38 protein-coding genes and 1 pseudogene are annotated in these 24,335 nt (G+C 33.9%); all 39 read left to right on the forward strand.

The window, feature by feature from the left end; genetic code table 11:
• Positions 1 to 27 precede the first annotated feature (27 nt).
• The 39 genes and pseudogenes from CVIC12175_RS00215 (at position 28) to panD (ending at position 24,305) form a co-directional block, all read left to right on the forward strand.
• Complete coding sequence (locus CVIC12175_RS00215) at positions 28 to 636, forward strand: Crp/Fnr family transcriptional regulator (protein ID WP_180380688.1); 609 nt, start codon at positions 28 to 30, stop codon at positions 634 to 636.
• 309 nt (positions 637 to 945) lie between these two features.
• Positions 946 to 1,257: a 30S ribosomal protein S10 gene (gene rpsJ / locus CVIC12175_RS00220; protein WP_002847957.1), complete on the forward strand. Its 312-nt coding sequence runs from the start codon at positions 946 to 948 to the stop codon at positions 1,255 to 1,257.
• A gap of 18 nt (positions 1,258 to 1,275) precedes the next feature.
• Entirely contained in the window at positions 1,276 to 1,854 is a 579-nt protein-coding gene (rplC, locus tag CVIC12175_RS00225) for a 50S ribosomal protein L3 (RefSeq protein ID WP_086247647.1), read from the forward strand.
• Positions 1,851 to 2,465, forward strand: coding sequence for a 50S ribosomal protein L4 (gene rplD, locus CVIC12175_RS00230; RefSeq protein WP_086247646.1), 615 nt, complete (start codon positions 1,851 to 1,853; stop codon positions 2,463 to 2,465). Before rplC ends, rplD begins: the two co-directional genes overlap by 4 nt.
• Positions 2,466 to 2,467: 2 nt before the next feature.
• Positions 2,468 to 2,749 carry a 50S ribosomal protein L23 gene (locus CVIC12175_RS00235; RefSeq protein ID WP_086247645.1) on the forward strand — a complete coding sequence of 94 codons (282 nt, stop codon included), beginning with the start codon at positions 2,468 to 2,470 and terminating at the stop codon, positions 2,747 to 2,749.
• 1 nt (position 2,750) lies between these two features.
• Complete coding sequence (gene rplB / locus CVIC12175_RS00240; protein WP_086247644.1) at positions 2,751 to 3,581, forward strand: 50S ribosomal protein L2; 831 nt, start codon at positions 2,751 to 2,753, stop codon at positions 3,579 to 3,581.
• A 2-nt stretch (positions 3,582 to 3,583) separates the two neighbouring features.
• Positions 3,584 to 3,865 carry a 30S ribosomal protein S19 gene (gene rpsS, locus CVIC12175_RS00245; RefSeq protein ID WP_063997500.1) on the forward strand — a complete coding sequence of 94 codons (282 nt, stop codon included), beginning with the start codon at positions 3,584 to 3,586 and terminating at the stop codon, positions 3,863 to 3,865.
• A 9-nt stretch (positions 3,866 to 3,874) separates the two neighbouring features.
• A pseudogene (gene rplV / locus CVIC12175_RS00250) lies at positions 3,875 to 4,207 on the forward strand (50S ribosomal protein L22); the annotation flags it as partial.
• Between the two features lie 7 nt (positions 4,208 to 4,214).
• Positions 4,215 to 4,913 (forward strand): 30S ribosomal protein S3, encoded by a 699-nt coding sequence (gene rpsC / locus CVIC12175_RS00255; protein WP_086241536.1) that lies wholly within the window; start codon positions 4,215 to 4,217, stop codon positions 4,911 to 4,913.
• Positions 4,913 to 5,338, forward strand: coding sequence for a 50S ribosomal protein L16 (rplP, locus tag CVIC12175_RS00260; protein ID WP_086225391.1), 426 nt, complete (start codon positions 4,913 to 4,915; stop codon positions 5,336 to 5,338). Before rpsC ends, rplP begins: the two co-directional genes overlap by 1 nt.
• Positions 5,325 to 5,510 (forward strand): 50S ribosomal protein L29, encoded by a 186-nt coding sequence (rpmC, locus tag CVIC12175_RS00265; RefSeq protein ID WP_086247642.1) that lies wholly within the window; start codon positions 5,325 to 5,327, stop codon positions 5,508 to 5,510. The genes rplP and rpmC overlap by 14 nt, the downstream gene beginning before the upstream one ends.
• Before the next feature lie 22 nt (positions 5,511 to 5,532).
• The gene (rpsQ, locus tag CVIC12175_RS00270; protein WP_407932392.1) at positions 5,533 to 5,778 is read left to right on the forward strand and encodes a 30S ribosomal protein S17; all 246 of its coding nucleotides are present in this window, start codon (positions 5,533 to 5,535) and stop codon (positions 5,776 to 5,778) included.
• Positions 5,778 to 6,146, forward strand: a complete 369-nt coding sequence (rplN, locus tag CVIC12175_RS00275; protein ID WP_086225394.1) for a 50S ribosomal protein L14 — start codon at positions 5,778 to 5,780, stop codon at positions 6,144 to 6,146. Before rpsQ ends, rplN begins: the two co-directional genes overlap by 1 nt.
• A complete protein-coding gene (gene rplX / locus CVIC12175_RS00280) occupies positions 6,146 to 6,379 on the forward strand; it encodes a 50S ribosomal protein L24 (protein WP_086225395.1) in 234 nt (77 codons plus the stop codon). Before rplN ends, rplX begins: the two co-directional genes overlap by 1 nt.
• Positions 6,380 to 6,381: 2 nt before the next feature.
• Positions 6,382 to 6,924 carry a 50S ribosomal protein L5 gene (gene rplE, locus CVIC12175_RS00285; protein WP_086247640.1) on the forward strand — a complete coding sequence of 181 codons (543 nt, stop codon included), beginning with the start codon at positions 6,382 to 6,384 and terminating at the stop codon, positions 6,922 to 6,924.
• 1 nt (position 6,925) lies between these two features.
• Positions 6,926 to 7,111, forward strand: coding sequence for a type Z 30S ribosomal protein S14 (locus CVIC12175_RS00290; protein ID WP_038452543.1), 186 nt, complete (start codon positions 6,926 to 6,928; stop codon positions 7,109 to 7,111).
• 10 nt (positions 7,112 to 7,121) lie between these two features.
• Positions 7,122 to 7,517 (forward strand): 30S ribosomal protein S8, encoded by a 396-nt coding sequence (rpsH, locus tag CVIC12175_RS00295; protein WP_086247639.1) that lies wholly within the window; start codon positions 7,122 to 7,124, stop codon positions 7,515 to 7,517.
• A gap of 112 nt (positions 7,518 to 7,629) precedes the next feature.
• Positions 7,630 to 8,166 (forward strand): 50S ribosomal protein L6, encoded by a 537-nt coding sequence (gene rplF / locus CVIC12175_RS00300; protein WP_086257158.1) that lies wholly within the window; start codon positions 7,630 to 7,632, stop codon positions 8,164 to 8,166.
• Positions 8,167 to 8,175: 9 nt separating this feature from the next.
• A complete protein-coding gene (gene rplR / locus CVIC12175_RS00305) occupies positions 8,176 to 8,532 on the forward strand; it encodes a 50S ribosomal protein L18 (RefSeq protein ID WP_086247637.1) in 357 nt (118 codons plus the stop codon).
• A gap of 14 nt (positions 8,533 to 8,546) precedes the next feature.
• Complete coding sequence (gene rpsE / locus CVIC12175_RS00310; protein ID WP_086247636.1) at positions 8,547 to 8,990, forward strand: 30S ribosomal protein S5; 444 nt, start codon at positions 8,547 to 8,549, stop codon at positions 8,988 to 8,990.
• A gap of 9 nt (positions 8,991 to 8,999) precedes the next feature.
• A complete protein-coding gene (gene rplO / locus CVIC12175_RS00315; RefSeq protein WP_086249201.1) occupies positions 9,000 to 9,401 on the forward strand; it encodes a 50S ribosomal protein L15 in 402 nt (133 codons plus the stop codon).
• Positions 9,401 to 10,663, forward strand: coding sequence for a preprotein translocase subunit SecY (gene secY / locus CVIC12175_RS00320; protein ID WP_086254748.1), 1,263 nt, complete (start codon positions 9,401 to 9,403; stop codon positions 10,661 to 10,663). The genes rplO and secY overlap by 1 nt, the downstream gene beginning before the upstream one ends.
• A gap of 1 nt (position 10,664) precedes the next feature.
• Entirely contained in the window at positions 10,665 to 11,426 is a 762-nt protein-coding gene (gene map / locus CVIC12175_RS00325) for a type I methionyl aminopeptidase (protein ID WP_086256362.1), read from the forward strand.
• A 39-nt stretch (positions 11,427 to 11,465) separates the two neighbouring features.
• A complete protein-coding gene (gene infA / locus CVIC12175_RS00330; RefSeq protein ID WP_002848031.1) occupies positions 11,466 to 11,684 on the forward strand; it encodes a translation initiation factor IF-1 in 219 nt (72 codons plus the stop codon).
• A 3-nt stretch (positions 11,685 to 11,687) separates the two neighbouring features.
• The gene (locus CVIC12175_RS00335) at positions 11,688 to 12,305 is read left to right on the forward strand and encodes a Crp/Fnr family transcriptional regulator (protein ID WP_086302973.1); all 618 of its coding nucleotides are present in this window, start codon (positions 11,688 to 11,690) and stop codon (positions 12,303 to 12,305) included.
• Between the two features lie 62 nt (positions 12,306 to 12,367).
• On the forward strand, positions 12,368 to 13,693 hold the full coding sequence (gene hcp, locus CVIC12175_RS00340; protein ID WP_086256360.1) for a hydroxylamine reductase: 1,326 nt from the start codon (positions 12,368 to 12,370) through the stop codon (positions 13,691 to 13,693).
• 238 nt (positions 13,694 to 13,931) lie between these two features.
• Positions 13,932 to 14,045, forward strand: coding sequence for a 50S ribosomal protein L36 (gene rpmJ, locus CVIC12175_RS00345; protein WP_002848032.1), 114 nt, complete (start codon positions 13,932 to 13,934; stop codon positions 14,043 to 14,045).
• A 3-nt stretch (positions 14,046 to 14,048) separates the two neighbouring features.
• Positions 14,049 to 14,417, forward strand: a complete 369-nt coding sequence (rpsM, locus tag CVIC12175_RS00350) for a 30S ribosomal protein S13 (protein WP_086247630.1) — start codon at positions 14,049 to 14,051, stop codon at positions 14,415 to 14,417.
• Between the two features lie 9 nt (positions 14,418 to 14,426).
• Positions 14,427 to 14,819 (forward strand): 30S ribosomal protein S11, encoded by a 393-nt coding sequence (gene rpsK, locus CVIC12175_RS00355; RefSeq protein ID WP_086247629.1) that lies wholly within the window; start codon positions 14,427 to 14,429, stop codon positions 14,817 to 14,819.
• A 28-nt stretch (positions 14,820 to 14,847) separates the two neighbouring features.
• Positions 14,848 to 15,474 carry a 30S ribosomal protein S4 gene (rpsD, locus tag CVIC12175_RS00360; protein ID WP_086247628.1) on the forward strand — a complete coding sequence of 209 codons (627 nt, stop codon included), beginning with the start codon at positions 14,848 to 14,850 and terminating at the stop codon, positions 15,472 to 15,474.
• Between the two features lie 13 nt (positions 15,475 to 15,487).
• On the forward strand, positions 15,488 to 16,486 hold the full coding sequence (locus tag CVIC12175_RS00365) for a DNA-directed RNA polymerase subunit alpha (protein ID WP_086256359.1): 999 nt from the start codon (positions 15,488 to 15,490) through the stop codon (positions 16,484 to 16,486).
• Positions 16,487 to 16,502: 16 nt separating this feature from the next.
• Positions 16,503 to 16,859 (forward strand): 50S ribosomal protein L17, encoded by a 357-nt coding sequence (gene rplQ, locus CVIC12175_RS00370; protein ID WP_086247626.1) that lies wholly within the window; start codon positions 16,503 to 16,505, stop codon positions 16,857 to 16,859.
• Between the two features lie 647 nt (positions 16,860 to 17,506).
• Positions 17,507 to 19,036 (forward strand): bifunctional metallophosphatase/5'-nucleotidase, encoded by a 1,530-nt coding sequence (locus CVIC12175_RS00375; RefSeq protein WP_086256358.1) that lies wholly within the window; start codon positions 17,507 to 17,509, stop codon positions 19,034 to 19,036.
• Positions 19,037 to 19,324: 288 nt separating this feature from the next.
• Positions 19,325 to 20,293, forward strand: coding sequence for a hypothetical protein (locus CVIC12175_RS00380; RefSeq protein ID WP_086302971.1), 969 nt, complete (start codon positions 19,325 to 19,327; stop codon positions 20,291 to 20,293).
• Positions 20,294 to 20,305: 12 nt separating this feature from the next.
• Positions 20,306 to 21,556: an autotransporter outer membrane beta-barrel domain-containing protein gene (locus tag CVIC12175_RS00385; protein ID WP_180383857.1), complete on the forward strand. Its 1,251-nt coding sequence runs from the start codon at positions 20,306 to 20,308 to the stop codon at positions 21,554 to 21,556.
• Between the two features lie 82 nt (positions 21,557 to 21,638).
• Positions 21,639 to 21,914 (forward strand): NifU family protein, encoded by a 276-nt coding sequence (locus CVIC12175_RS00390; protein ID WP_086254744.1) that lies wholly within the window; start codon positions 21,639 to 21,641, stop codon positions 21,912 to 21,914.
• Between the two features lie 237 nt (positions 21,915 to 22,151).
• The gene (locus CVIC12175_RS00395; RefSeq protein ID WP_086247621.1) at positions 22,152 to 22,697 is read left to right on the forward strand and encodes a hypothetical protein; all 546 of its coding nucleotides are present in this window, start codon (positions 22,152 to 22,154) and stop codon (positions 22,695 to 22,697) included.
• Positions 22,678 to 23,958 (forward strand): UDP-N-acetylmuramoyl-L-alanyl-D-glutamate--2,6-diaminopimelate ligase, encoded by a 1,281-nt coding sequence (locus CVIC12175_RS00400; protein ID WP_086302970.1) that lies wholly within the window; start codon positions 22,678 to 22,680, stop codon positions 23,956 to 23,958. The genes CVIC12175_RS00395 and CVIC12175_RS00400 overlap by 20 nt, the downstream gene beginning before the upstream one ends.
• Positions 23,958 to 24,305 (forward strand): aspartate 1-decarboxylase, encoded by a 348-nt coding sequence (gene panD, locus CVIC12175_RS00405; RefSeq protein WP_086249191.1) that lies wholly within the window; start codon positions 23,958 to 23,960, stop codon positions 24,303 to 24,305. The genes CVIC12175_RS00400 and panD overlap by 1 nt, the downstream gene beginning before the upstream one ends.
• The last annotated feature ends 30 nt before the right edge of the window (positions 24,306 to 24,335 follow it).

Here is a 24,335-nt window from a genome sequence, read left to right on the forward strand (position 1 = left end):
ATTCAAAAAATTTAAATGGTGGCTGCGATGAATATTAGTAGATTTGATCAAGATAATTATGCTGATTTTGAGCTGCTTAGCAGTGAAGATTTGGCATTATTTCGTCAAATAAAATATAATAAATCTGAATTAGTATATGCGCAAAATATCAAATTTATAATTCTCAAAAGTGGCCAAGCAAAGTTAAGCTATATAAGTGGAATAAATGAATTTATCATAAATTTTATAAGCAAAGGCTCTATAGTTTTGGTGGATAAAGATAGTGTTTTGGAGTTTTTGAGTGATTCTGAGACAATGGAGCTAAATCTTTGCGATATAAAAGAGCTTTTTGAAAATGAGAAATTTAGTATGGCAATGATAAATTCTCTCATACGCACTACAATAATGACTAGACAGATTGTCACTGATATAGTTTTTGGTAGTTTAGAGAGTCGTATTATTAACTTTTTAGATAATCTTGCTAATGAACAGCATACAATGGTGCGGGATAAAAAGCTAGTTGAGATTCCATTTTCTATTGCTACACTATCTAATCTTTTAGGCGCACAAAGACAGAGTGTCTCTACTATATTTAATAAACTTATTAAATCAGGTAAGCTTAGCAAATATGGCAAAAATAGCTATATTATAAGCTAAATTTAGCCTATAAATATCTTAAATTTAATTAAATTACGATACAAAATTTAATAATAAATCTATATTTTAAATTTAAATTCGCATTGCCAAATTTAGAAAATATTCCTTATAAAAAGGAAAAAAATAAAACAAAATTTGCAAAAATAGCGGTAAAATTTGATTTTAAAACTTTATTTGGGTATAATTCGCGTCTTTTGATGAGAAGCGTAAGCTTTGCTTGCATGCTTGAGAGATTGATAATAAGCCTCTGCAAGAGCATTATATCAAAAGGTCGCAAGTTGGCGACAAGTTATTTTTAAAGGAAAAAACATGGAAAGAATTAGGCTTAAGCTAAAAGCTTATGACCACAGAGTTCTAGACCGCACAGTTGCAGCCATAGTAGAAGCTGTCAAACGTACTGGTGCTGATGTACGCGGACCAGTGCCAATGCCTACAAAGATTAAACGCTATACAGTGTTAAAATCTCCACATGTCAATAAAGATTCTCGTGAGCAATTTGAGATGAGAATTCATGCTCGTATGCTAGATATCGTAGCAGCTACACCTGATACAGTTGATAGCCTAACAAAACTTGACCTTGCCCCTGAGGTAAATGTCGAAGTTCGTGCTATGGGCAAGTAAGCATAAAAGGAAGAAATGATGGAATATATCGTAGAAAAAATAGGTATGAGCAGAACTGTCTCAAACCCAAGTACTCCTGTTACATTGCTTAGACTTTTACCAGCTAAAGTGTGCGAAGTAGGTGAAAATAGCAGAGCTATCGTGGCTTATGCTCATACAAAAGCAAATAATAAAGCTATTAAAGGTCAGCAAAAAAAATATGGCTTAAGTAGCGAATTTAACCAATTTGCAACTCTAAGTGTAGCAAATAGCGAAGCTGGTGATTTGGATACAACCCCACTAAATGAAGCAAAAGTTTTAAAAGTTAGCTTCAATACAAAAGGTAGAGGCTTCCAAGGTGTTATAAAAAGACATGGCTTCTCAGGCGGCCCTGCAAGTCATGGTTCAAGATTTCACCGCAGACCAGGTTCTATAGGTAACTGCGAATGGCCAGGTCGTGTTCAACCAGGTAGAAAAATGGCAGGACACTATGGTAATGAAAAAACTACTGTTAAAAACGAAGTTGTAAGCTTTGATAGTGCTAATGGAATTTTAGTATTAAAAGGCTCAGTTCCAGGATTTAACGGTGCTATGGGTAGAGTAAGGATAGTTAAATGAGTAAAATAGCAGTTTTAAATGATAAATTTGAAAAAACAAGCGAACTAGAACTTCCAGCAAGTTATGCTGAGGTAAATTCGCACAATTTATATCTGTATGTTAAAAGCTACCTTGCTAGTATGAGAGCAAACTCAGCCCACACAAAAGGTCGCTCAGATGTAAGCGGTGGTGGTAAAAAGCCTTGGCGTCAAAAAGGACGTGGCGGTGCAAGAGCTGGTTCAACTAGAACTAACGTTTGGGTTGGCGGTGCTGTGGCATTTGGTCCTAAAAATAATAGAAATTACAACCAAAAAGTTAATAAAAAACAAAAAAGATTAGCGCTTGAATTTGCCCTAAACGAAAAAGTTGCAAATGGTAAATTCTATGCAGTAGATAGTATTGCTATTGAAAGTGGTAAAACAAAAGATGCAGCAGCTATTATCAAAAAACTTGGTATTAGAGATGCGTTAATCATCAAAAACGAACTTGATGCTAAGACTCTTTTAGCATTTAGAAACCTAGCAAACTGCTATGTAGTAGACGCTAGCGAAGTAAATGCATATTTAGTCTCAGTCTATAGTGCAGTTATAGCTGAAAAATCAGCACTACAATCAATAGTAAAAGAGGGCTAAAAATGGCAGATATAACAGATATCAAAACTATAGTATATACAGAAAAAACTCTTGGCCTTCAAGAACAAGGTGTAGTAGTAATCCAAACTTCACCAAAAATGACTAAAAATGGTCTAAAAGAGGTATTAAGAGAATATTTTGGTGTAACGCCACTTAGAGTAAATTCACTTAGAATGGATGGCAAAGTTAAGCGTTTTAGAGGTAGAGTTGGCGTAAGAAATGACTTCAAAAAATTCTATGTCAAATTACCAGATGGCGTAAGCCTAGCAAGTCAGGAGGCATAAGATGGCAATAAGAAGTTTTAAACCTTATACTCCAAGTAGAAGATTTATGACTGGTCTAAGCAGTGAGGATATCACAGCAAAAGCTAGTGTAAGAAGCCTACTTGTTAAAATTCCTGCCGCAGCTGGTAGAAACAATAATGGTAGAATTACAAGTCGCCATAAAGAAGCTGGTGCTAAAAAACTATATCGTATTATAGATTTTAAACGCCGCAAATTTGGAATTCCTGGTAAAGTTGAAGCGATTGAATACGATCCAAACAGAAATTGCCGTATCGCTTTAATCTCATACGCAGATGGTGAGAAAAGATATATCATTCGCCCTAGTGGTTTAAATGTAGGTGATGTAATTAGTGCTGCTGAAGCTGGCCTAGATATTAAACCAGGCAATGCGATGAAATTAAAAAATATCCCAGTTGGTACAATCGTACATAACATTGAGTTAAAACCAGGCAAAGGCGCTCAAATGGCTAGAAGTGCTGGTGGCTATGCTCAACTTATGGGTAAAGAAGAAAAGTATGTAATCTTAAGACTTCCAAGTGGTGAGATGAGACAAGTTCTAGCTGAGTGTATGGCTACTGTAGGTGTAGTTGGCAATGAAGATTGGGCAAATGTTACAATTGGTAAAGCTGGCCGTAACCGCCATAGAGGTATTCGCCCTCAAACTAGAGGTAGTGCGATGAACCCAGTAGATCACCCACACGGTGGTGGTGAAGGTAAGAAAAACTCAGGTCGTCACCCAGTTACTCCATGGGGTAAACCAACTAAAGGTGCTAAAACTCGCCGTAAAAAAGCTAGTGATAGACTTATAATTTCTAGAAGAAAGGGTAAATAACGATGGCTAGATCGCTAAAAAAAGGTCCTTTTGTAGATGACCACGTAATGAAAAAAGTCATCGCTGCAAAAGCTGCTAACGATAATAAACCAATTAAAACTTGGTCAAGAAGAAGCACAATCACTCCTGAAATGATAGGTTTGACATTTAATGTGCATAATGGCAAAAGCTTTATCCCTGTATATGTAACAGAAAACCATATAGGCTATAAGCTAGGCGAATTTGCACCAACAAGAACATTTAAGGGTCACAAAGGCTCTGTTCAGAAAAAAATCGGTAAATAAGGGGAAGTTATGAGTAGAGCAATTATTAAATTCATCAGACTATCTCCAACAAAAGCTAGATTAATAGCTAATGAAGTTCAAGGTATGAATGCTGAATTAGCATTAGCAAGCCTTAGCTTTATGCCAAATCGTGGTGCAAAATATATCGCAAATGCAATCAGTTCTGCTGTTGCAAATGGCGGTTTTGAGCCTGAAGAGGTAGTTGTGAAAAGTTGTAGAGTAGATGCAGGTCCTGTATTAAAAAGATTCCGCCCAAGAGCAAGAGGAAGCGCAAGTAGAATTCGCAAACCTACTAGTCATATCTTAGTAGAAGTAGCTAAACCAGCAAAAACAGAGAAGGAAGCATAAAATGGGACAAAAAGTTAATCCAATAGGTCTTAGACTAGGTATAAATAGAAACTGGGAGTCTAGATGGTTTCCATCAAAAGCAACTCTTCCAGAAAACATAGGCGAAGACTATAAAATAAGAAAATTCCTAAAAGCTAAGCTATATTATGCTGGTGTTAGCCAAATTTTAGTTGAAAGAACAGCTAAAAAATTAAGAGTAACAGTAGTGGCTGCTCGTCCTGGTATTATCATCGGTAAAAAAGGTGGCGAAGTAGAAAATTTAAGATTAGAAGTTGCTAAACTAGTCAATAAAGATGTAGCTATTAACATTAAAGAAGAACGTAAAGCAGGTAGCTCAGCTCAATTAGCAGCTGAAAATGTTGCTATGCAACTAGAGCGTCGTGTGGCGTTCCGCCGTGCTATGAAAAAAGTAATCCAAGGTGCTCAAAAAGCTGGTGCCAAAGGTATTAAAGTAAGCGTAGCAGGTCGTTTAGGTGGTGCTGAAATGGCTAGAACTGAGTGGTATCTAGAAGGCCGTGTACCTCTACACACTTTAAGAGCTAGAATAGATTATGGTTTTGCTGAAGCTCACACAACTTATGGTAACATAGGTGTAAAAGTATGGATATTTAAAGGTGAAGTACTTCAAAAAGGTATCCAAGAGCAAAAGAGCGAAGAGACAGCTCCTAAAAAAGCAAAACGCGCTAGAAGGGGTAAATAATGTTATTACCAAAAAGAACGAAATATCGTAAAATGATGAAAGGCCGCAATCGTGGCTATGCAACTCGTGGTACAGCTCTAGCACTTGGCGAATTCGGTTTAAAAGCTGTAGAAGCTGGCAGAATAAACTCTCGCCAAATAGAGTCAGCTCGTCAAGCATATACTCGTCATGTTAAAAGACAAGCTAAAACTTGGATTAGAGTATTCCCAGATAAGCCTATTACTAAAAAACCTTTAGAAACTCGTATGGGTAAAGGTAAAGGTGGCGTTGAAGAGTGGGTAATGAATATCAAACCTGGTAGAATAATTTTCGAAATGGCTGGAGTATCTGAAGAGCTTGCTAGAGAGGCTCTAACATTGGCTATGCACAAACTACCATTTAAAACTAAGTTTGTAACAAGAGAGAGCGAAAATGAAATATACTGATATAAGTGGAAAAAATTTAAGCGAACTTAACGCTTTATTAAAAGAGAAAAAGGTGCTTTTATTTACACTTAGACAAAAGCTAAAAACTATGCAGCTAACTAACCCTAATGAGATCAGAGAAACTAAAAAAGATATCGCTAGGATTAATACTGCAATTAGCGCTGCGAAGTAAGGGGTAAATGATGGCAGTAGAAATGAAAAGAGAAATTCAAGGTGTCGTAGTAGCGATAGCTGGGAATAAAACTGCAACTATATTAGTTGAAAGAAGAGTTATGCACCCAAGATATCACAAATTTGTAAAACGCTTTAAAAAGTATCTAGTCCATGATGAAAAAAATGTACTAAAAGTTGGAGATACTATATCAGCTGTTGAGTGCAGACCGCTAAGCGCTAGAAAAAATTTCCGCTTACAATCAGTTTTGAAAACAGGAGTTGAATAATGATACAAAGTTTTACAAGACTAGCAGTAGCAGATAACAGTGGCGCAAAAGAGCTAATGTGTATAAAAGTTTTAGGTGGTAGCAAAAGACGATATGCAAGCCTTGGCGATGTTATCGTTTGCTCAGTTAAGAAAGCTCTACCAAATGGCAAAATTAAAAAAGGTCAGGTAGTAAAAGCAGTAGTTGTAAGAACAAAAAAAGAGGTTCAAAGAGACAATGGTTCTTTAATCCGTTTTGATGAAAATGCTGCTGTTATTCTTGATAATAAAAGAGAACCAGTAGGTACTCGTATATTTGGCCCAGTGGGTAGAGAAGTAAGATATGCGAATTTTATGAAAATCGTATCTCTTGCACCGGAGGTTCTATAATGGCAGTAAAATATAAAATCAAAAAAGGCGATGAAGTAAAAGTAATCGCAGGCGATGACAAAGGTAAAGTTGCTAAAGTTTTAGCAGTACTTCCTAAAAAAGGTCAAGTAATAGTAGAAGGTGTAAAAGTTGCTAAAAAAGCTGTAAAACCAAGCGAAAAAAATCCTAATGGTGGCTTTATAAGCAAAGAGATGCCTATTGATATTTCAAATGTAAGCAAAGTTGAGGGCTAAGTATGAGATTAAAAACTAAATACGCAGAGAGTATTAAACCAGCTTTAGTTAAAGAATTTGATATTAAAAACCCTATGCTTATACCAGCAATTGAAAAAATCGTAATTAGCGTTGGTGCTGGCGAAGGAGCAAAAGATCAAAAATTGCTTCAAAATATGGCTGATACTATATCTTTGATAGCTGGTCAAAAAGCAGTTGTTACAAATGCTAAAAAGTCAGTAGCTGGTTTTAAAGTACGTGAAGGCTTCCCAGTAGGTATCAAAGTAACTCTAAGAAAAGAGCAAATGTATGCATTCTTAGATAAGCTAATCAGCGTTGCACTTCCTAGGGTAAAAGACTTCCGCGGTCTTCCTAGAGATGGATTTGATGGTCGTGGTAATTATAACTTTGGTTTAAATGAACAACTAATGTTCCCAGAAGTTGTATATGATCAAATTCTAAGAACACATGGTATGAATATAACTATAGTTACAACAGCACCAGATGACAAGCAAGCGTTCAAACTACTTGAACTATTTGGCATTCCATTTGCAAAAGGAAAGTAATATGGCAAAAAAATCAATGATAGCAAAAGCAGCACGCAAACCTAAATTTAGCGTGCGTGGATACACTAGATGTCAAATTTGTGGTCGCCCACACTCTGTTTATAAAGATTTTGGAATTTGCCGTGTGTGCCTAAGAAAAATGGCTAACGAAGGACTAATACCAGGTCTTAAAAAAGCAAGTTGGTAAGGGAAGCAATATGATAAATGATTTAATTTCAGATGGATTAACACGCATTAGAAATGCAGCTATGAGAAGATTAGATACAACTCAACTTTTACACTCAAATGTTGTTGAGGCTACTCTAAAAATTCTAGCGCAAAAAGGTTATATCGAGAGCTATAATGTAATTGAAGAGAATAATAAAAAATTCATTAATGTAGTTCTAAAATATGATGAGCGTGGCAGAAGCGTGATAAATGAGCTAAAAAGAGTTTCAAAACCAGGAAGAAGAGTTTATCAAGGTAAAGATGAAATTAAAAGATTCAAAAATGGTTATGGAACAATCATCGTTAGTACTAGCAAGGGCGTTTTAAGCAATGATGAAGCGCATAAAGCTGGTGTTGGCGGCGAAGTACTTTGCAGCGTTTGGTAATAGTTGAATTGGCTTTTGAGTTTAAATTTAAAACTCAAGGCTAATCTTTTTATGGCATTGGGTATCCATTCGCACAGCGTAGAAATACCCTAGACAAGTAAAAAGGAAAAATATGTCAAGAATTGGAAAACAGCCAATATCTATTCCAAGTGGTTTAGATGTTAGTTTAAATGGTTCAGTTTTAGTGTTTAAAAAGGGCAATGCTACTAAAGAATTAGACACTAAAGGTAATGTTAATGTAGAAGTTAAAGATGGTAATATCACATTTGCTAGCAAAGGTGATGATAGACAAAGTAGAGCATACTGGGGTACATACCGTGCGTTAGCTAATAATATAGTAATTGGCTTAACAGCTGGATTTACTAGACAATTAGAGATTAATGGTGTTGGTTATAAAGCTGCAGCAAAAGATAAAGTACTAGAACTAGCTCTAGGTTTTTCACATCCTATTAACTACGAACTTCCTGAAGGTGTTGAAGTAAGCGTTGAGAAAAACATTATCACTATTAAAGGTAGCGATAAACAAGTAGTTGGCCAAGTAGCAGCTGAAGTAAGAGGCTTTAGACCGCCAGAGCCATATAAAGGCAAAGGTGTTAAATATGTCGAAGAGCGCATAATCCGTAAAGCCGGTAAAACATCTAAGAAATAAGGGTAAGCAATGGTAGCAAACGTATTAAAAAGAAAATTATCTCTAAGAATTAAGAGAAAAAGAAGAATTAGAGCTAAAATTAGCGGTACTCCAACTTGCCCTAGAATTTCTATATTCAAATCTAATAGAACTCTATACGTCCAAGCGATAGAAGATATCAACGCTACAACACTTTGTGCTAGCGATGGTAGAAAACTAGGCATCAAAGCAAATAAAGCTGGCGCAGCAGTATTAGCTAAAGATATTGCTAGCAAGCTAGATAAAGCTGGAATCAAAGAAGCGGTATTTGATAGAAATGGCTATCTATATCATGGTGTAGTTGCAGCATTTGCTGAAGCTCTAAGAGAAAATGGCATTAAGCTATAACGCAAGGATTGTTGATGGAAAAGTATAATAGAGAAGAATTCGAAGAAGTAATCGTCGATATTGGTCGCGTTACTAAGGTTGTTAAAGGCGGTAGAAGATTTAGATTTACAGCTCTTGTTGTTGTAGGTGATAAAAAAGGACGCGTAGGCTTTGGTTTTGGTAAAGCTAAAGAGGTTCCAGATGCTATGAGAAAAGCAACTGATGATGCGTTTAAAAATATCGTTGAAGTTAAATTAAAAGGAAGTACTATTCCTCACGATATCGAAGTTAAATACAACGCAAGTAGAATTCTACTAAAACCAGCTAGCGAAGGTACCGGAGTTATCGCTGGTGGTGGCGCTCGTCCAGTTGTAGAGTTAGCAGGTATTAAAAACATACTTACTAAATCTCTTGGTTCAAACAACTCTGCAAATGTTGTTCGTGCTACAATTAAAGCGTTAAGTATGCTAAAAGGTTAAGGAGAGAGCATGGGATTAGAAAATTTACAAAAAGCCGCAGGCTCAACTCGCAATACTAAAAGAATTGGTCGTGGACAAGGTAGTGGCTGGGGTAAAACAGCTACAAAAGGTGGTAAAGGTCAAACAGCTAGAAAAGGTTATAATGAAAAAAGAGGTTTTGAAGGCGGTCAGCAACCACTTCAAAGAAGACTACCAAAAGTAGGCTTTACTTCTAAATTTGAAAAACCATATGCAATTAGCATTGACAAAAACCCTGCTATTAAAGAGTTAAGCGAGATCACACTAGATACTCTTAAAACAGTACATAAATTCTCAAATAGCATCAAAAAAGTTAAACTAATTGGTGCTGGAGCTAAAGATTTAGCTTCTAAAATTAAAGATGAGAATATAAAGGTAACTGGAAATAACTAATGAACAGAGCATTAATCAACAAGATATTAATTACGCTTGGATTTTTGTTTGCTTATCGGGTGCTGGCTTATGTGCCAGTACCTGGTGTAAATATTGATGTTATTAGGGAATTTTTCACTTCAAATAGTTCAAATGCACTTGGTATGTTTAATATGTTTAGCGGTGGCGCTGCTGAGCGTTTAAGCATTATCTCACTAGGTATTATGCCTTATATTACAGCTTCTATTATTATGGAGCTTTTGGCAGCTACATTTCCAAATTTAGGTAAAATGAAAAAAGAGCGTGATGGTATGCAAAAATATATGCAAATTATCCGCTATGCTACTATAGTAATCACTGTTATACAAGCTATTGGTGTAAGTATTGGCTTGCAAAGTTTAACTGGTAGAGACGGTGCAAGTGCTATAATGATAGATATGAATTTATTTATTGGTATTAGCTGTGTTTCTATGCTAACTGGTACAATGCTGCTTATGTGGATAGGTGAGCAAATTACTCAAAGAGGCATTGGAAATGGTATAAGTCTTATCATTTTTGCTGGTATAGTAAGCGGTATTCCAAGTGCTATTGGTGGTACGATTGATTTAGTAAATACTGGCGAGTTAAATTTCTTAGTAGTTATCGCAATTGCTTTAGTGATATTAGCTACTGTAGGCGTGGTAATTTATGTAGAAATGGGCGAGAGAAGAGTGCCAATTTCATATTCTCGTAAGACTGTTATGCAAAATCAAAATAAGAGAATAATGAACTATATTCCAATTAAAGTAAATCTTAGTGGTGTTATTCCACCAATTTTTGCTAGTGCTATTTTAATGTTCCCTGGGACAATTTTGCAGGCAAGTACAAATGAGTTTATAGTAGCTATCAATGATTTTTTAAATCCAAATAGTTACTTTTTTAATATTTTAACATTTTTGTTTATTCTATTTTTTGCATATTTTTACGCTTCGATTACATTTAATGCAAAAGATATAAGCGAAAATTTAAAAAGACAAGGTGGATTTATCCCTGGTGTTAGACCTGGTGAAAGTACAGCTAATTTCTTAAATGAAGTAGCAAGTAGGCTTACATTAACTGGTTCTATATATTTAGGTCTTATCTCGACTCTGCCTTGGGTTTTAGTTAAATTTATGGGCGTACCATTTTATTTTGGTGGTACATCTGTGCTAATCGTAGTTCAAGTAGCGCTTGATACAATGAGAAAGATAGAAGCTCAAGTATATATGAGCAAGTATCAAACTCTAAGTGCAGTTGGACTATAATATGGCTATAGGTATTAAAACTTTAAAAGAGATAGATAGTATGCGCGCGGCTAATAAAATAGTCGCGGCTACTTTAGATCATCTTCACACAATCATTCAGCCTGGAATTTCGCTACTTGAAATTGATAAAATTTGCGAAGATATGATAATTGCTGCTGGAGCTAAACCTGCGTTTAAAGGGCTTTATGGATTTCCTAATACTGCTTGTATTAGCGTAAATGAAGTAGTAATACATGGGATTCCAAATAACTATATTTTGCAAGATGGTGATATAGTTTCAGTAGATATTGGTTCAAATTTAAATGGTTTTTTTGGCGATAGTGCTAGAACATATCCAGTAGGTAATATCTCAAAAAGCGATGAAGATCTCATAGCTTGTAGTAAAGACGCTCTATATTATGCTATTGATGAAATTAAAGTTGGTATGCATTTTAAAGAGCTATGTTATAAACTTGAGCAGTTTATCTTGGGTCGCGGATATGTGCCTTTAAGGGGATTTTGTGGGCATGGTATAGGTCGCAGACCTCACGAAGAACCTGAAATTCCAAACTATTTAGAAGGAACAACTCCAAAAGCTGGTCCAAAAATTAAAAATGGTATGGTGTTTTGCATTGAGCCGATGATCTGTCAAAAAGATGGAACACCAAAGATTGCAGCAGACAAATGGACAGTTACTAGCGTAGATGGATTGCGAACAAGTCACTATGAACACTGCGTAGCTGTAATAAATGGTAGGGCTGAGATACTTAGCGTAGCTGATTGAAATTTATTTAAATTTAAGAGTTTATTTAAGGAGATAAATTTGGCAAAAGATGATGTAATAGAGATAGATGGTAATGTAGTAGAGGCTTTACCTAATGCTACATTTAAAGTAGAACTTGATAATAAGCATATAATTTTATGCCATATAGCTGGTAAGATGAGAATGCACTATATCAAGATTATGCCAGGCGACAGGGTTAAGGTAGAATTAACTCCATATAGCTTAGATAAAGGTAGAATCACATATCGTTATAAATAATGCATGATAAATGATTTAAAAGATAAACTCAAAAGACTTGGTGTAGTTTCGCAGGATTTAGATAGAATAGAAGAATTTTTGCAAATTAGAAAATTTAACGATGGTGAGCTACTTACAAAGAGTCATTATGGACTTTTGATAATTGGTTCTGGGCGTCTTAGAGTTTATACTATTTTTGGCAGTCAAGAAAAGACAATTCTCACCCTTGAAAAGGGTGATGAGTGGGTAATATGCCAAATTTGCACTCAAAAATCACTTCAGTTAGAGTTAAATCTTCAAGCGCTCGGTGATTTAGAAATTATTACAATTCCAGATAATATTTTTAGAGGTTTAAGGGAGAAATATCCTAAGCTTAGTGAGTATATTTTAACTATTTTTGCTAAGCAATTTGCTAAGAGTATAGAGGTGGCTTCAAAAAGTAAAACTATACCGTTTCGTGATAGGCTGGTTGAATTTATCAAAAATAATGCTATAAATGGCAGCATAGATATTACTCATCAGCAAATAGCAAATCATCTAGGCGTAACAAGAGAGAGCGTATCTAAAAATCTTAAACAGCTAGAAAAAAATGGATTTTTAACTCTGTTAAGAGGTAAAATTTTTTTAAAAAATGTGAAGTGATTACATACAAAAATATAAAAATTCTATAAAATCTAAATTTAATTTATTTTTAAAGGATTTTTATGGATTTAGAGATGTTTTGTCATCAGTGCGAGATGAGTGCAAATGATGGCTGTGGCTCTAAGGGGCAAAGTATGGGAACCTGTGGTAAAGATGCTACGCTAGCAAGACTACAAGATATGATGATATTTGCCCTAAAGGGCTTAAGTGCGTACCGCCATCATGCAAATGAATTAGGGGCCAATACAAAAAATGTAGATGATATAATGGCTCAAACTCTATATTTTACACTTACAAATATGAATTTCAATTTCGATCAGCACATTGAACAGCTACTAAAAGTAGGCAAGGCTGGTGTAGAAGTTATGGATATTTTAAGCAATGCTCATACTAACAAATTTGGTATTCCAGCTCCTGTGAAAATCAGTCAAAACAAAGCAGAAGGCAAAGCTATTTTAGTAAGCGGACATAATCTTCATGCGTTAAAAGAGTTGCTAGAACAGACTAAAGATAAAGGAATTAATATCTATACTCACTCTGAAATGCTTCCAGCACATGGTTATCCAGAGCTTAAAAAGTATCCACACTTAAAAGGAAATTTAGGTAAGGCATGGTTTGATCAAACTGATCTTTTTAATAAATTTGGTGGAGCTATCTTAATGACTACAAACTGCATTGTTCCACTTCGTAAAAGTGCTACATATAGCGATAGATTGTTTGGATATGATATTGCAAGTACTAAAGGCATAGCTCATATTAATGGTGATGATTTTACTCCGCTAATTAATAAGGCTTTAGAGCTTGATGATGTCAAAGGCTTTGATAGTGATGAAGTAATCAGCACAGGTCATCACTATAAGGCTATTTTGCCTATGGCTGGTGAGATTTTAGAAGCGATTAAAAGTGGTAAAATTCGTAGATTTTTTGTTATAGCAGGATGCGATGCACCAGGCAAAGGTAGAGAGTATTATAGAGAGCTAGCTCTTAGTGTGCCAAAAGATTGCGTGATATTAACTTCAAGCTGTGGTAAATTCAGATTTAATGATATAGATTTTGGTCTAATTGAAGGGACAAATATCCCAAGATATTTAGATTTAGGTCAGTGCAATGATAGTAATGGTGGAGTAAAAATAGCTATGGCTTTAAGCGAAGCTACTGGAATTGCTATAAATGATTTACCACTTTCAATAGTGCTAATGTGGATGGAGCAAAAAGCTATAATAATCTTAGTAGCGCTCTTATATTTGGGTGTAAAAAATATACATATAGGACCTAGTTTGCCACAATTTTTAAATAGCGAAATACTAAATTTCTTAGTAGAAAAATATAATTTATCGCTAATTGGCAAAGATCCAAAAGCGGATTTAGAGAAGTTTTTAAACTCTTAAGTTTTCAACAGGGCTACGGCTCTGTTAAATTTAAAAATTATTTTGATTATTTTTAGCTTTTAAATTCAAATTTATAAATTTTAAAGTATATTTTAGATACAATTCGGAGCTTTGCATCCAAACTGGATAAAGAAGTGTTTTCAAAGCATGCCACTGTTTTGAAAATAGTTGGTTTAGGCGTGTTCTTAGACCTAAGTGCAGTCTAGTAAAAGTGGTAATAAATTTTTAGGAGACTAAAATGAAAGTTCGTCCTTCTGTAAAGAAGATGTGTGACAAATGTAAAATTGTCAAACGCAAAGGCATAGTGCATGTAATTTGCGAAAATCCAAAACATAAACAAAGACAAGGATAAGGTATGGCTCGTATTGCAGGTGTTGATTTACCAAAGAAAAAAAGAGTTGAGTATGGCCTTACATATATCTATGGTATAGGTCTATATACTTCAAGAAAAATTCTTGATGCTGTAGGTATCTCTTATGATAAGAGAGTTTACGAGCTTAGCGAAGATGAAGCTGCTGCTATAAGAAAAGAGATCCAAGAAAACTATATGGTTGAAGGTGATCTAAGAAAAAGCGTAGCTATGGATATCAAAGCTTTAATGGATTTAGGTAGCTTTAGAGGCTTAAGACACAGAAAAGGTCTGCCAGTGCGTGGTCAAAAAACAAAAACTAACGCAAGAACAAGAAAAGGCAGAAGAAAAACTGTTGGTGCTGCTACTAAATAAGGATAAAATATGGCAAAAAGAAAAGTAATTAAGAAAAAAGTAGTTAAAAAAAATATAGCTAGAGGTATCGTATATGTCTCTGCTACATTTAATAATACAATGGTTACAGTTACTGATGAAATGGGCAATGCTATTGCATGGAGCAGTGCGGGTGGTTTAGGCTTTAAAGGTAGCAAAAAATCAACTCCGTATGCAGCTCAACAAGCCGTAGAAGATGCACTATCAAAAGCTAAAGAACACGGCATTAAAGAAGTTGGTATCAAAGTTCAAGGCCCAGGTAGCGGTAGAGAAACAGCAGTAAAAAGTATCGGTGCAGTAGAAGGAATTAAGGTGCTATATCTAAAAGATATAACTCCACTAGCTCACAATGGCTGCAGACCACCAAAACGCCGCCGCGTGTAATTGTAGATAGAATTTAGGAGAAATTATAATGGCAAGATATAGAGGACCAGTTGAAAAATTAGAAAGACGCCTAGGTGTATCTCTTGCACTTAAGGGCGAAAGAAGACTAGCTGGCAAGAGCGCAGTAGAAAAAAGACCATACGCTCCAGGCCAACACGGACAAAGAAAAGCAAAAATTAGCGAATATGGTTTGCAACTAAGAGAAAAACAAAAAGCTAAATTTATGTATGGTGTAAGCGAAAAGCAATTTAGAAGATTATTTGCCGAAGCTGCAAGAAGAGAAGGGAATACTGGTGCGCTTCTTATCTCTTTACTAGAACAAAGATTAGATAATGTAGTTTATAGAATGGGTTTTGCATCTACTCGTAGATTTGCAAGACAACTAGTAACTCACGGTCATATCCTTGTAAATGGTAAAAGAGTTGATATCCCATCATACAGAGTAAGAGCTGGTGAAAAGATAGAAATTATTGAAAAAAGCAAAGAAAATCCACAAATCGTTCGCGCTATTGAACTTACTAATCAAACAGGTATGGTAGCTTGGGTTGATGTAGAAAAAGATAAAAAATATGGAATTTTCACTAGAATTCCAGAACGTGAAGAGGTTATCATTCCAGTTGAGGAAAGATATATAGTCGAGCTTTACTCTAAATAATAAGGATAGTATGATGAGAAAGATAACAACATCAGCTTACATGCCTACTGATATAGAGGTTATCCCAGTAAGTGAAAATGTAGCTAAAATAGTAGCATATCCGTTTGAAACTGGTTATGCAGTTACTCTAGCTCATCCGCTTCGCAGACTACTTTATACAAGTACAGTTGGATTTGCTCCAACTGCTGTTAAAATCGAGGGTGTATCTCACGAATTTGATAGTATGCGTGGTATGCTAGAAGATGTAACGCTATTTATCATAAATCTTAAAAATTTACGTTTTAAGCTTAAAAACGATTCAGAGCATGAAGTTATAGAGTATAGCTTTAAAGGACCAAAAGAGATTACAGGCGCAGATCTATGCAATGATATAGTTGAGATAGTAAATCCTGAATCATATCTAGCTACGATCAATGAAGATGCTGAATTAACTTTTTCTTTGGTAATAGAAAAAGGTATTGGCTATGTGCCTAGTGAAGAGATTAGAGAGAGCGTAGAGAGTGGCTATATTGCACTTGATGCATTCTTTACTCCTGTTAAGCATGCGGTCTATGAGATTGAAAATGTTTTGGTTGAAGATAATCCAGACTATGAAAAAATTGTTCTTACTATAACTACAGATGGTCAGGTATCACCTTTAGAAGCGTTTAAAAACTCAATCGAGGCTATGTATAAGCAAATGGCTATATTTAACAATATTTTAAATATAGATATAAATATGGCTATGACATCATCTCAAGGCTCTAGTGAGCATTCAAAACTTCTAGAGAACATTGAGAATTTAAATCTATCAGCTAGAAGCTTTAATTGCCTAGATAAAGCTGAGATTAAATTTATCGGTGAACTTGCTTTAATGGAAGAGAGTGAGCTAAAAGAACTTAAAAATCTAGGTAAAAAATCTCTTGATGAGATTAAAGCTGTAATGGCTGAAATTGGCTATCCATTTGGTGAAAATAAGCTAGGTGATAGCAAAGAATCGCTCAGAAAAAAGATAGCTGAGTTAAAATCATAAAAGCGAAGGAAATATAATGAGACATAATCACGGATATAGAAAACTAGGCCGCACTAGCTCTCACCGTGCTGCTTTGCTTAAAAACCTTACGATTGCAATCGTTAAGGCTGGTAGAATTGAAACTACACTGCCAAAAGCAAAAGAGCTAAGAAGCTACGTAGAGAAATTAATCACAAGAGCTAGAAAAGGCGACTTCAATGCTCATAAATATGTATTTGCATATTTACAAGATAAAGAAGCTACTAATAAACTAGTAACTGAAATTGCACCAAAATATGTAAATAGAAATGGTGGCTACACTAGAATCATCAAAACACGCGTTAGAAAAGGCGATGCTGCTGAAATGGCTTATATCGAGCTAGTTTCTGAATAATATTTTGCTAGGAGCAATCCTAGCACTATTTTCATTTAAATTTAGTTTAACATTACCTTCTTTATATTTATTAAATTTCCTATATAAAATACTAAATATTTTACTATATTAGCGATAAATCATTGCATAGCTGGAACTTCTTATTATTTTTATATAATTGATATAGCACTACGGTTGTGCTTAGCTAAGTTTATCAATTATTGATTAAGCCCAAAAGTCTAGTAATTTAGAAAATTAAACGACAAAAAATCAAATATATTCTCTAATAATATAGAAATTTATTTTATTTAAATTTAATTAGTAAAGCATTTAATTTTAAAACTAGAAATTTATCTTTAATATATGTAATTAATAAAGATACATATAAAGCAGAATATGCTAGTAATAAATTTATCAATCAAGATAATCTAATCAGCATAGCTTCTACCATAGTAGAGATTAAATAATAAGATAGAGCTTATTTAGCTCTATCTTAAAAAGCCTAAATATATATAGTTTATTTGTTAAAATATAGCCTAAAATAACAGCTTAATATATCTAGTTAAGGTTTTAAATATTTTATAGTAAATTAAAATTAAATTTGATACAATCGGCAAAGTATGTAGTTTATCAATATTTTGCTACTTTATTATTCAATGGAGTCATAAATGAAAAATATATTTACAATTCTATTACTCTCGCTACTATTTATAGGGTGTGCCATATCTGAAAAAGGCAAGACTCATGAGCTTGTGATTTTGCATACTAATGACCATCATGGTGCTATTTTGCCTATTAATTCTAAAGGTGGGTTAGCTCAACGCTCAACATATATTAATAGCGTTAAATCTACTAGTCCTAATCTTTTAATCCTTGATGCTGGAGATATGAATACTGGTAGCGTTGTATCTGATATGTTTGATGCTTTGCCTGATATAGAGGCATATAATGCTATAGGTTATGATGCTGTTACTTTGGGTAATCATGAATTTGATGGTGGGTATCAAAAGCTATTAAAACAGATTAAACATTCTAAATTTAAATGGCTCTCAGCCAATGTATTAGATCAAAATAAAACTCCAATTGTAGATCCTTTTATAATTAGAGATTTTGATGGTTTTAGGGTTGGAGTTTTTGGAATTACTACTTTACAAACTAAGTCAAGTTCATCTCCGGGCTCTGAATTAATATTTGAAAATGAGATAAGTAGCGCTAAAAAATATATAAAAATTCTAAAAGATACCTATAAAGCTGATATTATCATAGCTTTAACTCATCTAGGTTCAGATAAAGAATCACCAGAGCAGATAACATCTATAATGCTAGCCAAAGCTACTAGCGGCATTGATCTTATCGTAGATGGGCATTCTCATACCAAATTTCAAACTCCATTATATGTTAATCAAACCGCTATAGTCTCAGCAAATGAGTGGGGTAAATATGTAGGCAAGGCAAAGCTAATAATAAAAGATAAAAAACTAGTTGATATACAATGGAAAGATACAGCCATTACAGAGCAAGAGTTTGTTGCCGATCCTAAAATTTCTAAAATATTAAATCCATATATAGAAGAGGCAAACCAAAGCTTAAACGAAGTTATCGGCGTCTCTAGCGATAAATTTGAATTTAAAAACAATATAACTCGCTACCAAGAGAGCACCATAGGCAATCTTGTCTGTGATAGTATAGTTGGATATCTCAAAGATCATAATATTAGTGTAGATTTTGCGATGATGAATGGTGGAGGTATACGCTTTGGACTACCAAAAGGAGAGATAAAAAAAGAGGATATCCTTACAGCATTGCCATATAAAAATAATATATATGTGGTAAAAATTGATGGTAAAACTCTTTTAGAGCTTTTTGATGCAGTTGCTAAAGTGCCACAAGGAAGCGGATCATTTATGCAAGTATCTTCGGCTGTTTCTCATACTATCTTGTATGAAAAAGATAATAAAAATGGCAAACTTTTAAATCTTAAGTTAAATTCAGCTCCTATAGATATAAATCGCACCTACTATTTAGCGACTAATGACTATGTGATTTATAGCGATCCACGCTATAAAGATATATTTAGCAATTTAGAAATATTTGATAATTCAGTGCTACTTAGTCAAGTGGTAATAGACTATATCAAAAGCCAAAAAACCAAAATAACCCCAATAATAGATGGTAGAATTACAATAATTAAGCAATAATTCTAATTTTGCATAAATCCCCAGCCTATTCATTAGTATTAAGGCTGGGTTAATATATTCTCTTTAGCCATAAAGCTAGTGAATTATGATATAATCTAAGCTATATTTTAAAATTAAGGAGTGTAATTTGGCAAAGATTAAGTTATCCGCACTTGCGTGTGCGATTCTTGTTGGGGGGGGCAGTTAGTTGCTGAGGATTTCTATGACATACCAGAAATAGATCTTAGCCTTTCTATGGATACTGGCCACTTGCAGTCTGTCGACATTAACAGTGAAGAAAAATGGATAATGGGTGATGCCACGGATGCAATTATTAATGTAGATAACAATGGAGAGCTAATATCTTATATTATATCCTTTGTTCAAGCCGATATAAACATTAAAAATAATTCAAATGCAATTTTTGAAAGGCACCCATCTAGAAGTGAAAATCTTGCAAGTTATGAAAGTAAAATATATGTTGTTAATAATAGTAAACTAGAGATTAATAATAATGCAGAATTTTATGATGGAGCGCATCTTATTGTTAAAGATAACTCAAATGCTACAATTAATGCCACACTAACCGTAAATGACTCTGGTACTATTGAATTTGTAGATGGCGAATTTGTTGTAAATGATGGTGGTATTAAGATTGATAAATCAAATTTAAATGTTGAAGGTGAAGCAACTTTTGGTAATTCTGATACAGAGTTAAATAATAGTTCAATTGTAAATTTCAAAGATAAATTAAATCTTTTTGATAGTGCTATGCTTCTTAAAAATGGTAGCACATTAGATGTTGGCGGCGTGGCTGACTTTGAAGACTCTGCTCTTGTTGTTCAAAATGGTTCTAAGGTGATGTTTAATGATAGCTTTACAATGAAAAATGAAGCTGAAAAAAGTATAATTATACTAGATAATGGTTCAGAAATTAATGTCAAAGGGGATTTTGAAAACCATGGTGTAATCTATTATGGAGCGAGTGCAGATAATGTCCCTAAAATCACAGTTGATGGTAAAACAACTTTAAAAGATACCACAGAGATTGGAGTCTATGCAACAAGTGGCGATATATCAAATTTAAATCAAGTAGTATTTTTAGAGAGTAAAGAAGCGATAGAAAATCAAGCAACCGATGAAAATATCTATGCAATGTATTTTGATCCAAATAATGAAGATGCAAATGAAGAGGGCTTAGTAAAATATGATCAAAATATAATTGATGCTGTTTTAAATTTAAGTAAAGATAGCAAAAAGCTATTAGCTCAAATTTAAATGTCTGATGATATGCAAAACAAACCAATTAACGAAAAAATCGATTTTGTAGCTAAGTCTGCTCAAACAACAGGTGTAAATCTAACCGCCCAAGATTTAGATATCATCACATCACTATTTGCTATAGAAGATGCTAAAGGCAATGGCTTATTAGCAACTGAGGTTATAAAGCTAGCTGCTCAAGCCGCACAAGGTAATCAAGAAGCTGCTCAAACAATATCTAAAACAATATCTAAAACCGCTCAATCTATTCAAAAGAACTCACAAGATTCTATAACTGCTACTTCAAATTTGATAAATACATTTAACTTGGCTACCAAAAATGAAGTAAGCAAAAGAATTTCAAATGTTACAACTCGCTCAAATGCGAGCCAACTTGCAAATTTTATTGAATCTCTTGAGGGGCAAAAATTTGCTGATGCTAGCAGTGGTGTGCTTCTTTCAATGATGGCTGATGAGATGGCTGCGTATCAAAACTCATTTTATCTAAATGCCCTAGGTGCTAAAGGCGACTTTAAAGATGGCACAAATCCAAAAATCTACGGCGCAATTTTAGGCTATGATAGAATGATAGATGACTTGCTAATTGGTGGTTACTTCTCATATACAAACTCAGAAACTGAAAATATCGAGCTTGATAGCGATATCTATGAACTTGGTCTTTATTCTAGATATTTTTTAGATAATAATGAATTTGGCTTTAATATAGCTGGAGGTTATGGTAAAAATGATTTAAGCTATACTCAAAATATATTTGGGATAAATAAAATCTTGCAATCTAATTTTGACTCATCATATATTGCTTTAGGATTAGATTATGGTTATAGATTTGCTATCAATGATAATGCAAGTATTAAACCATATATTGGAGCAGACTATCTATATTCTAAAACTCAAAACTACACTCTAAAAGATGAAACCGGAGCAGACTTTCAAGAAGTACAAAGCAATACAGTTAAGAATTTAAAAGCTAAACTAGGTCTTGAGATGGTTAAAAGCTTTGATGAAATTTCAATCTATGCAGATGCTAAAATCAAAAGAGATTTAATCAATGATGAAGGATTTACTAGAAGCTCATTTGCAGGTTCAAGTGCTGGATTTAATATCCAAGGCAATGATAAAAAACATACAAATTTCGCAATTGATACTGGAATTGTATATAATGCAACTAAAAATCTAAGTATAAATCTAAACCTAGGAGCTGATGTAAATAGCGATGATAAAATATATAGCACAAGCTTTGGAGCTGCTTATAAATTCTAACAATTCGAGCCTAGAAATAGGCTCTATTTAATCTAAATTTTTTATACTGCTATATAATTATTAAAAATACAAAAGGATAAAAATGATACCATTTAGCGATGAAGAGCTATATGAGCCAGTTTTAGAAAGTCTTAAAGTTGTAATGCCTATGCTTGAGCGTGATGGTGGCGGTATGAAGCTTTTGGGGATTAAAAATGGAGTTGTTTATGTGCAATTAACAGGACATTGTAACGGCTGTGCTGCAAGTGGTCAGACGCTTAAATTTGGGATTGAAAAGCAGATTCGCAACGATATTCATCCAGAATTAACAGTAGTAAATATTCCAATTGGTCAAGAATTTGATATTCAAAAGATTTAAATCAAAAGTCCTATATTTAGCAAATTTAAATTTGACTAATTAAATAATAATTATAAATTATATTGCAAACTTTAGATATCATATAGGTTTTGTCAAAGTAATAATTTAAATATTTAATATGCATAATGCTTAAAATAGGGCTTAGTAATAGACGCTATTTAAACTAAATTTTTTATATTTTGTGTATAATTAACCAAAAAATCTAAGTTATAGCATAATGCTTTTAAGAGGAAATAGATGGGGCAAGATTATAAAGAGATCGCAATCAAGCTATTTAAACAGGGGAAATTTGATCTAGCAAAAATAAGCTTTAATATTGCATTTAATGAGACTCCAAGCGATGAATTGCTGGCATTTATAGAGCTTTGTGATATGGCAAAAGATAGCCCAAGCGATGCGCTTACACTATTTGAGATATATTTTGATCCAGCTAATGATGATAGCGCTCAAAGCATTAATGAGATTATAGATATTATGCAAAGCTCAGTCCAGCAAAGCACTATGGAGATAGAGAGTCAAAATGCTATTACCTATGCAGATTTTAAAAATTTATTAAATCAAAATGATTTTAGAACTCTTTTTGAGAGCATACTATTTTCTACAAGAATTATAATTACACATAAAGATGAGCTTTTTGAGCTTGTAAATTTTTTGGTTGATCATGGATTTTTAGATATTGGATTAAAATATTTAGAGGGTTCGGCTAAGATGTTTATGGGTGATGAGAGAATGGAGCTTATGCTAGAAAAGATTAGAGGTAAAGATGAAAATAGCCTTAAATAATACATTTATTACTGATAACTCTAAAGATGTTGAGTCTAGATGCTATTTTGTAGTAACTAATTCAAATTCTAAATATGCCGATGATGCCTTAGATAGTGGTGCGAATTTAATTAGTCCAAAGCAAGCTATGGAGCTTTTAGGGCTTAAAAATTGTATAAAAATTATTGGAATTACTGGCACAAATGGAAAGACTACAACTGCGTTTTTACTCGCTCATACTCTATCAAATTTAGGTCATAAAAGCGCAGTTAGCGGGACATGTGGCTCATTTATAGATGATAGACAAATAGCTAAAAAAGGATTGACAACAAGTCAAATTCTAGAGACTATAAGTTATATAAAACAAGCTGTTGAGAGTGGATGCGAGTATTTTATTATGGAGGTTAGCTCTCATGCTATAGCACAAAATCGCATTGAGGGATTAGAGTTTGAGTTAAAGATTTTTACAAATCTAAGCCAAGATCATCTAGACTATCATAAAAGTTTTAGTGAGTACGCTAGAGTAAAATCTAGCTTTTTACTAGATGAATGTAATAAAATTATAAATGGTGATGATTTAAATATTAGTTATAATAATACAAACTTGCTTACATACTCGCTTTTTAGCGGAGATATTTACGCAAGTAGTTTTGAGTTAAAAAGCGGTATAAATGCTACTATAAAAAACAGTACCGAAGAGGCCAATTTAAGCCTTGATTTACACGGTAAGTTTAATCTATATAATGCGCTTGGAGTAATTGGCGCTACTAAAAAGCTTTTAAATTTGGATTTACAATCTATATGCGATGGGCTTAAGGGCTTTAAAGGCGTAGCTGGTAGAATGGAAATAGTATCTCATAAACCAGCTATTATTGTAGATTTTGCACATACTCCAGATGGGATTGAAAAGGTCTTAAGCTCACTAGAAGAAAGTGAGCTGATTGTGGTTTTTGGTGCTGGAGGTGATAGGGATAAAAGCAAGCGTCCTATAATGGGTCAAATAGTTGCAAAATATGCTAAGGTTGCAATCGTAACAAGCGATAATCCTCGTAGCGAAGATCCAAATTCAATAATAGAACAAGTCGCTTCTAAAATGCCGCCAAATACCATTAAAATTACCGATCGTAAAGAGGCCATTAAAAAGGCAATAGATATACAAAATGGCGAAATTTTGCTAATTTTAGGTAAGGGCGATGAGGATTATCAAGAGATAAATGGAGTAAAATATCCATTTAGCGACCAAGAAGTTGTCAAAGAGATATTAAATAAAAAGGATAAATAATGAAAATAGAAATGTTAGCTAGTAAAATTCACAGAGCTACAGTTACGGATGCGAATTTAAACTATGTAGGCTCAATTACAATAGATGAAAAATTAATGAAAGCTGCTAATTTGCTTGAGTTTCAAAAAGTTGAAATTTTAGATGTAAATAATGGTGAAAGATTTGCTACATATGTGATAAAAGGGGATAAAGAGGGCGAAATCTGTCTAAATGGAGCAGCTGCTAGAAAAGTTTGCATAGGAGATATAATTATCATTGTAAGCTATGCTACAATGAGTATTAAAAAAGCTAAGAAATTTATACCAACTATCGTTCATGTAGATGCTAATAATAAAATAGATAACTAAAAAAGCCAATTTTAAAGGCTCTTTTGCTAT

This window comes from Campylobacter vicugnae (genome assembly GCF_002139875.1).
Taxonomy (GTDB): domain Bacteria; phylum Campylobacterota; class Campylobacteria; order Campylobacterales; family Campylobacteraceae; genus Campylobacter; species Campylobacter vicugnae.